The 6,048-nt window shown below is 68.4% G+C and carries 5 protein-coding genes; 2 read left to right on the top strand and 3 right to left on the bottom strand.

Annotated elements, in window-relative coordinates; genetic code table 11:
- The 3 genes from ybgF to tolB all read right to left on the bottom strand — a co-directional run.
- A partial coding sequence (gene ybgF / locus APY03_RS37160) for a tol-pal system protein YbgF (protein ID WP_157103519.1) occupies positions 1–746 on the bottom strand: 746 nt, incomplete at its 3' end.
- Complete coding sequence (gene pal / locus APY03_RS37155) at positions 746–1,267, bottom strand: peptidoglycan-associated lipoprotein Pal (RefSeq protein ID WP_068685416.1); 522 nt, start codon at positions 1,265–1,267, stop codon at positions 746–748. The genes ybgF and pal, both read right to left, overlap by 1 nt.
- Positions 1,268–1,290: 23 nt before the next feature.
- Positions 1,291–2,607, bottom strand: a complete 1,317-nt coding sequence (gene tolB, locus APY03_RS37150; protein WP_174262752.1) for a Tol-Pal system beta propeller repeat protein TolB — start codon at positions 2,605–2,607, stop codon at positions 1,291–1,293.
- A 145-nt stretch (positions 2,608–2,752) separates the two neighbouring features.
- Here tolB and msbA point away from each other — a divergent pair, with 145 nt between their 5' ends.
- Complete coding sequence (gene msbA, locus APY03_RS37145; protein ID WP_068685414.1) at positions 2,753–4,537, top strand: lipid A export permease/ATP-binding protein MsbA; 1,785 nt, start codon at positions 2,753–2,755, stop codon at positions 4,535–4,537.
- A 117-nt stretch (positions 4,538–4,654) separates the two neighbouring features.
- A partial coding sequence (locus APY03_RS37140; RefSeq protein WP_232324557.1) for a tetratricopeptide repeat protein occupies positions 4,655–6,048 on the top strand: 1,394 nt, incomplete at its 3' end.

Genomic DNA, 6,048 nt, shown 5'->3' with positions numbered 1-6,048 from the left:
CGCGAGAGACGCTCGCGGCCGGCCTGCGCCGCCTCGGACTGCGGGTAAGCCTTGGTCAGGTCTTCCAGCGTGCGGCGGGCGGCACGCGTGTCCTTCAATTCGATCTGGCAGTTCGCGATCGACAGCACGGCCTCGGGCGCCTTCGCATGGTCGGGCGCCAAGGACAGCATCGAGCGGAAATTGGCGATCGCCTCGTTGTAGTTGCGCGTGGCGTACTGCGCGTTGCCGAGCCAGAAAAGCGCCGAGGCGTTGTAGCCGCTCTGCGGATAGCGCTTCACGAACTCGGCGAAGGCCGTCTGCGCCTGCGCGAACTGGCCGCCTCGGAAGATGCCCAGCGCGGCTTCGAAGTCGGCCTTCTCGCGCGGATCGGCCGAGAACTCGCGCCCGTCGACCGTCACCTTCGAAGGCTCGCTCTTCCTGAGCCGGTCGTCGATCTCGCCCTGGCGCTGCTGCATCTCGGTGATGGTGCGCGTCAGCTGCTCGTTCTGGCCGGTCATGCGCTGCAGTTCGCCGCGCATCTGCTCGATCTGCGTCTGCAGTTCGAGCAGGCTGCGACGCAGCTGCGCGTTCTCCTCGTTCTGGCGCTGCTCGGCCTGCTGGCGCATGGCCTCGACACGCTGCCGCAGATCGAGGATGGCACGCCGCGCCTCGTCGTCCTCGAACAGCGCAGCCTGCGCGCTGAACGAGGCGCACAGCAGGGCGGCGACCAGGGCCGCGCCGCGCAGCGGGGCAACGAATCCTCGCATCATCGACGGTAGGTGATCTCGGCGCGACGGTTCTGCGCCCACGCGTCTTCGCCGGTGCCCTGCGCGGCCGGCTTTTCCTTGCCGAAGCTCACGGCTTCGATCTGGTTGTCCGACACGCCGAGCAGGTTGAGCGCACGGCGCACGGCCTCGGACCGCTTCTGCCCCAGCGCCAGGTTGTACTCGCGGCCGCCGCGCTCGTCGGTATGGCCTTCGATTGCGATGCGGCGCTGCGGGTTGGCCTTCAGGAAGCGGGCATGGCCGTCGATCAGCGACTGGAACTCGGGCTTGATGGTGTAGCTGTCGAAGTCGAAATAGACGATGCGCGCCACGCCAACCGGGCCTTGCGCGGTCTGCGCGTTGGGGTCGATGGTGACTGGCGCCACGCCGCTGGCCGCGCCGCCACCACCCGAGCCCGCCCCCCCCGAGCGATCCACCACCGGCGCATCGTTGAGCTTGGTGCCGGACGAGCACCCGGCGATGAGCGCCACGATGGCCAGCGAATAAATCGTACGTCTTAACATTTCGAACTCCTCAGGTTAATCATTCATTGCTTTTGAAACGGACCCCAGTCCGGTTCGCGGATGTCTCCTGCCTGCCCGGCCAGTCGCGCTTTGATTTTTCCGTCGAGCGTGGTCGTCATCAGCGCCTCGCGGCCTCCCAGCCGGGTGGCATAGACGATCAGCTTGCTGTTGGGGGCGAAACTCGGGTTCTCGTCGGCAGTGGTGTCGGTGAGCGCCTTGGCATTGCCGGACGCCAGTTCCATCACGTGGAGCTTGAAGGCGCCGCCCACCCGCGAAATGTAGGCCAACCACCGCCCGTCGGCGCTGACGGAGGGAGAAATGTTGTAGGTCCCGCTGAAGGTCACGCGCGTGGGGTTGCCGCCGCCGGCGCTCATCTTGTAGATCTGCGGCGCGCCGCCGCGGTCGCTCACGAAGTAGAGGGTGCCGCCGTCGGCAGAGTACACCGGCTCCGTGTCGATGCTGCTGCTCTGCGTGAGGCGCCGCGGCTCGCCGCCGCCCGAGGGGATGGTGTAGAGCTGCGAGCCCCCGTCGCGGCTCAGCGTGACTGCCAGGGTGTTGCCGTCGGGCGCCCAGGCTGGCGCGCTGTTGTTGCCCTTGAAATTGGCCACCAGCCGCCGCTGCCCGCTGGCCACGCTGTGTACGTAGACCACGGGCTTGCGCGACTCGAAGGACACGTAGGCCAGCTGCGCCCCGCTCGAGGACCAGACGGGCGAGATGATCGGCTCCGGGCTCGCGAGCGCGGCCTGCGCGTTCTCGCCGTCGGCGTCGGCCACCCACAGGTTGTAGCGACTGCCGGCCTTGGTCACGTAGGCGATGCGGGTCGAGAAGATGCCTTTCTCGCCGGTCAGCTTTTCGTAGACGTAATCGGCGATGCGGTGCGCGGCGAGGCGCAGGTCACCCTGTGGCACGGTGTAGCTCTGGCCGCCCAGGTCCTGCCCGCGCACCACGTCCCAGAGGCGGAACTTCACGTCGAAGCGGCCGTCGGCCAGTCGGGTCACGCTGCCCGCCACCAGGGAATCGGCCGTGCGCTGGCGCCACAGGCTCAAGTCGGGGCGGGAGCCTTCGTCGAGCGACTGGCCGCTGGCATCGACGCCGCGGAACTGGCCGCTGCGTTCCAGGTCGGCCTGCACGATGGCGGAAATCTTCTGCGGCGAGGCATCCTCGCCCCTGAAGGGGGCGAGCGCAATCGGCAGCTGCGTCAGGCCCACGCCCGAGACTTCCACCCGGAATTGGGCGAACGCGGGAGCGAAGGGGGAGGCAGCCAGAGCCGCAATCAACGTGCGGCGGACGGAGAACGATGAAGAAGGGGTTGGGGAGATTTCTTGCAACGGCTTTTTCATGCGGTTCGGAGAGCTTTCCGGGAATTTAGTTTCAAGCCCGGATGAAACGAGGCCACATGGTACACATTGCGATGCAGCAGCCGTCACAAAACGTGTATGTACCGGCGCGGTCCTACAGGAGGGCGAGAACTTAGAATCCGCCGCCATGCAGCTTTCCCCCGCCGCCGAGTCCGCGCGCCCTCCTCTCACGCGCCGGCTCGCGCGACTCATGACCTGGTTCGGAGGCTCGCGCCACTGGTGGGCCCTTGGCCTCGTCTGCGCCCTCATCGCCGCCGTCACCGAACCCCTGATGGCCGCCATGCTGAAGCCGCTGCTCGACCGCGGCTTCACGCGCGGCCAACTCCCCCTCTGGGTCATCCCGGCCGCCGTCATCCTGCTGTTCGCGGTGCGTGGCCTTGCGCAGTTCGTCTCGCAGTACGCGCTCGCGCGCATCGCCAACGAGGGCATGCAACGGCTGCGGCGCGTGCTGTTCGAGCGCCTGCTGGCGGCCGAACTCGCCCTCTTCTCGCGCCAGTCGGCCAGCACCTTGTCGAACACGGTGGTCTACGAAGTGCAGACCGGCGCCCTGCTGCTGGTGCAGGCGCTGCTGGGCCTGTCGCGCGACGGCTTCACGCTGATCGCGCTGCTGCTCTACCTGGTTTATCTGAACTGGAAGCTGACGCTGATCGTGGGCGTGCTGGCGCCGTGCGTGGCCTGGATCATCAAGGCATTTTCCAAGCGGCTCTACCGGCTCACCCAGCTCGGCCAGCGGGCGACCGACGAACTGGCCTACGTGGTCGAGGAGAACGTGCTGGCCCATCGCATGGTCCGGCTGCACAACGCCGAGGCCGGCCAGATCCAGCGCTTCGACCGCCTGAGCCACGACCTCCACCGCCTGGCGGTGAAGTCCACCATCGCCTCCGCGGCGACCACGCCCCTGACCCAGATCGTCGCGGCGGTCGCGCTCTCCGCGGTGGTCATGATCGCGCTGTGGCAAAGCGGCAAGCAGGGCTTCACGGTGGGCGGCTTCGTCGCCTACATCACGGCCATGCTGATGCTGATCGCGCCGATCCGCCGGCTCGCGGACATGACGAGCCCGATCACGCGCGGCCTCGCGGCACTCGAGCGCGGCCTCGCGCTGATCGACGAGGTGCCGCCTGAACCACAGGGCAGCTTCCAGGTCCCGCGCGTGGCGGGCCGCATCGAGCTGCGCGCGGTGCGCGTCAACTACCGCGGCGAGGAGGAAGCCCGCGCGCTGGACGGCGTCAGCCTGACGCTCGCGCCCGGCGAGGTGGTGGCCTTCGTCGGCCCCTCCGGCTCGGGCAAGACCACGCTGGTCAACCTGCTGCCGCGCTTTGTGCTGCCGAGCGCGGGCCAGGTGCTGCTCGACGGGCACGATGTCGGCGACTGGCAGCTCAAGAACCTTCGGTCGCAGTTCGCGATGGTCAGCCAGGATGTGGTCATGCTCAACGACACGCTGGCCGCCAACGTGGCACTGGGCGCCGAGCTCGACCGCGATCGCGTTGCCGCCTGCGTCGAAGCCGCGAACCTGTCGGTCCACGTCGAGGGCCTGCCCGATGGCATCGACACGGTGCTGGGCCACAACGCGACCCAGCTTTCGGGCGGCCAGCGGCAGCGCCTCGCCATCGCGCGCGCGCTCTACAAGGATGCGCCGGTGTTGCTGCTCGACGAGGCGACCTCCGCGCTCGACACGGAATCGGAGCGCCTGGTCCAGGAGGCGCTGCAGCGGCTGATGCGCAACCGCACCACCCTGATCGTCGCGCACCGCCTCTCGACCATCCAGCACGCCGACCGCATCGTGGTGATGGACCACGGACGCATCGTCGAGCAAGGCAGCCATGCGCAGCTCATGGCGCTGGACGGGCTGTATGCGCGGCTTCAGGCGAATGCGATGCGCTCGGCGCCGGAGGGCAGCGAGCCCAGCCTCTGAAGCCTTCGGCATATTGCGCCCGCCCCGACAGGCGAGCAGAATTTTTTCCTTCGACCGGCCCAGCAACTCGTCGGGCGGCGCACACGGCGCCTGCTCGACTCGGAGAAGGAAACCGCCATGTCGTATCGAGCCCCCTTCCGCCAGAGGCTGCCCGCGCTGGCCGCCTGCGCCCTTGCTTCATGCAGCCTGCTCGTTGCCGACGAGGTCGGCGCGGGCCGCGACGGGACACCTGCCTTCGACCCCCTGCTTTCCGAACCGGGCCGCGCCTGCGGGCCGGTGGTCGCCGGTCCGCCCGCCCTGCTGAAGGCGCTGGTGCGCGTCAAGACCGAGACCGCGCCCTTCCAGCCGCAGCCGATGAAGGCCGCGGGCGGGGATGTTCCGCTCTACGACAACCTCGGCTCGCTCGCCTTCAGGATCAGCACGCGCTCCCCAAGGGCCCAGGCCTACTTCAACCAGGGCCTGCGCCTGTCCTTCGGCTTCAACCATGCCGAGGCCCAGCGCGCGTTCCAGGCCGCGCAGAAGCTGGACCCCGCATGCGCCATGTGCTTCTGGGGCGAGGCGCTCGTGCTCGGCCCCAACATCAACGTGCCGATGATGCCGGAGGCCAACGCCCCGGCACTCGCCGCGCTCGCCAAGGCGGTTGCGCTCAAGGCGAGCGCGTCCGCGCGCGAGCAGGCGCTGATCACGGCGCTCGAGAAGCGCTATGCCGAGCAGCCGCAGGCCGACCGCTCCGGGCTGGACGCCGCCTATGCCGACGCGATGAAGGCGGTGGCCGAGCGCTACCCGGCCGAAGACACGATCCAGGCGCTCCATGCCGAGGCCGCCATGGACACCCAGCCCTGGGACTACTGGGAGGCCGGCGGGGCCAGGCCGAAGGGACGTGGCGCGGACATCGTCGGTGCGCTGGAGACCGTGCTCAAGCGCAACCCGGCCCATCCGGGCGCGATCCACCTTTATATCCATGCGGTGGAGGCGTCCACGCAGCCCGAGAAGGCCCTGCCCTACGCCAACCGGCTCGCAGCGCAGATGCCCGGTGCCGGGCACGTCGTGCACATGCCGGCACACATCTACTACCGCGTCGGCATGTACCGCGAGTCGCTGGAGGCCAATCGCAAGGCGATCCGGGTCGACGAGCAATACTTCAAGACCTCGCCCTCCGACCCGCTGTACAAGACGGCCTACTACCCGCACAACATCCATTTCGTGATGGTGTCGGCGCAGATGGGCGGCGACGCCAAGACGGCCATCGGCGCCGCCTCGAAGCTGGACGCCTCGGTGTCGGCCGAACTGGTCAAGGCCTTTCCGATCCTGCAGCCCATCAAGGCCTCGCCCTTCACCACGCATGCGCAGTTCAGCGATGCCGACACCATCCTCAAGCTCGCTGCGCCGCCCGACGACGCGGTGATCGTGACCACGATGTACCACTATGCGCGCGCTGTCGCCTTCGCATCGCGAAAGGACAAGGCCGGCGCGCAGCAGGAGATCGACGCCATCGCCAAGATCGAGCGCGA

This window comes from Variovorax sp. WDL1 (assembly GCF_001541225.1).
Taxonomy (GTDB): Bacteria; Pseudomonadota; Gammaproteobacteria; order Burkholderiales; family Burkholderiaceae_C; genus Variovorax.
The sequence above is the reverse complement of the archived record's forward strand: the minus strand, read 5'-3'. Positions and strand labels throughout refer to the sequence as shown.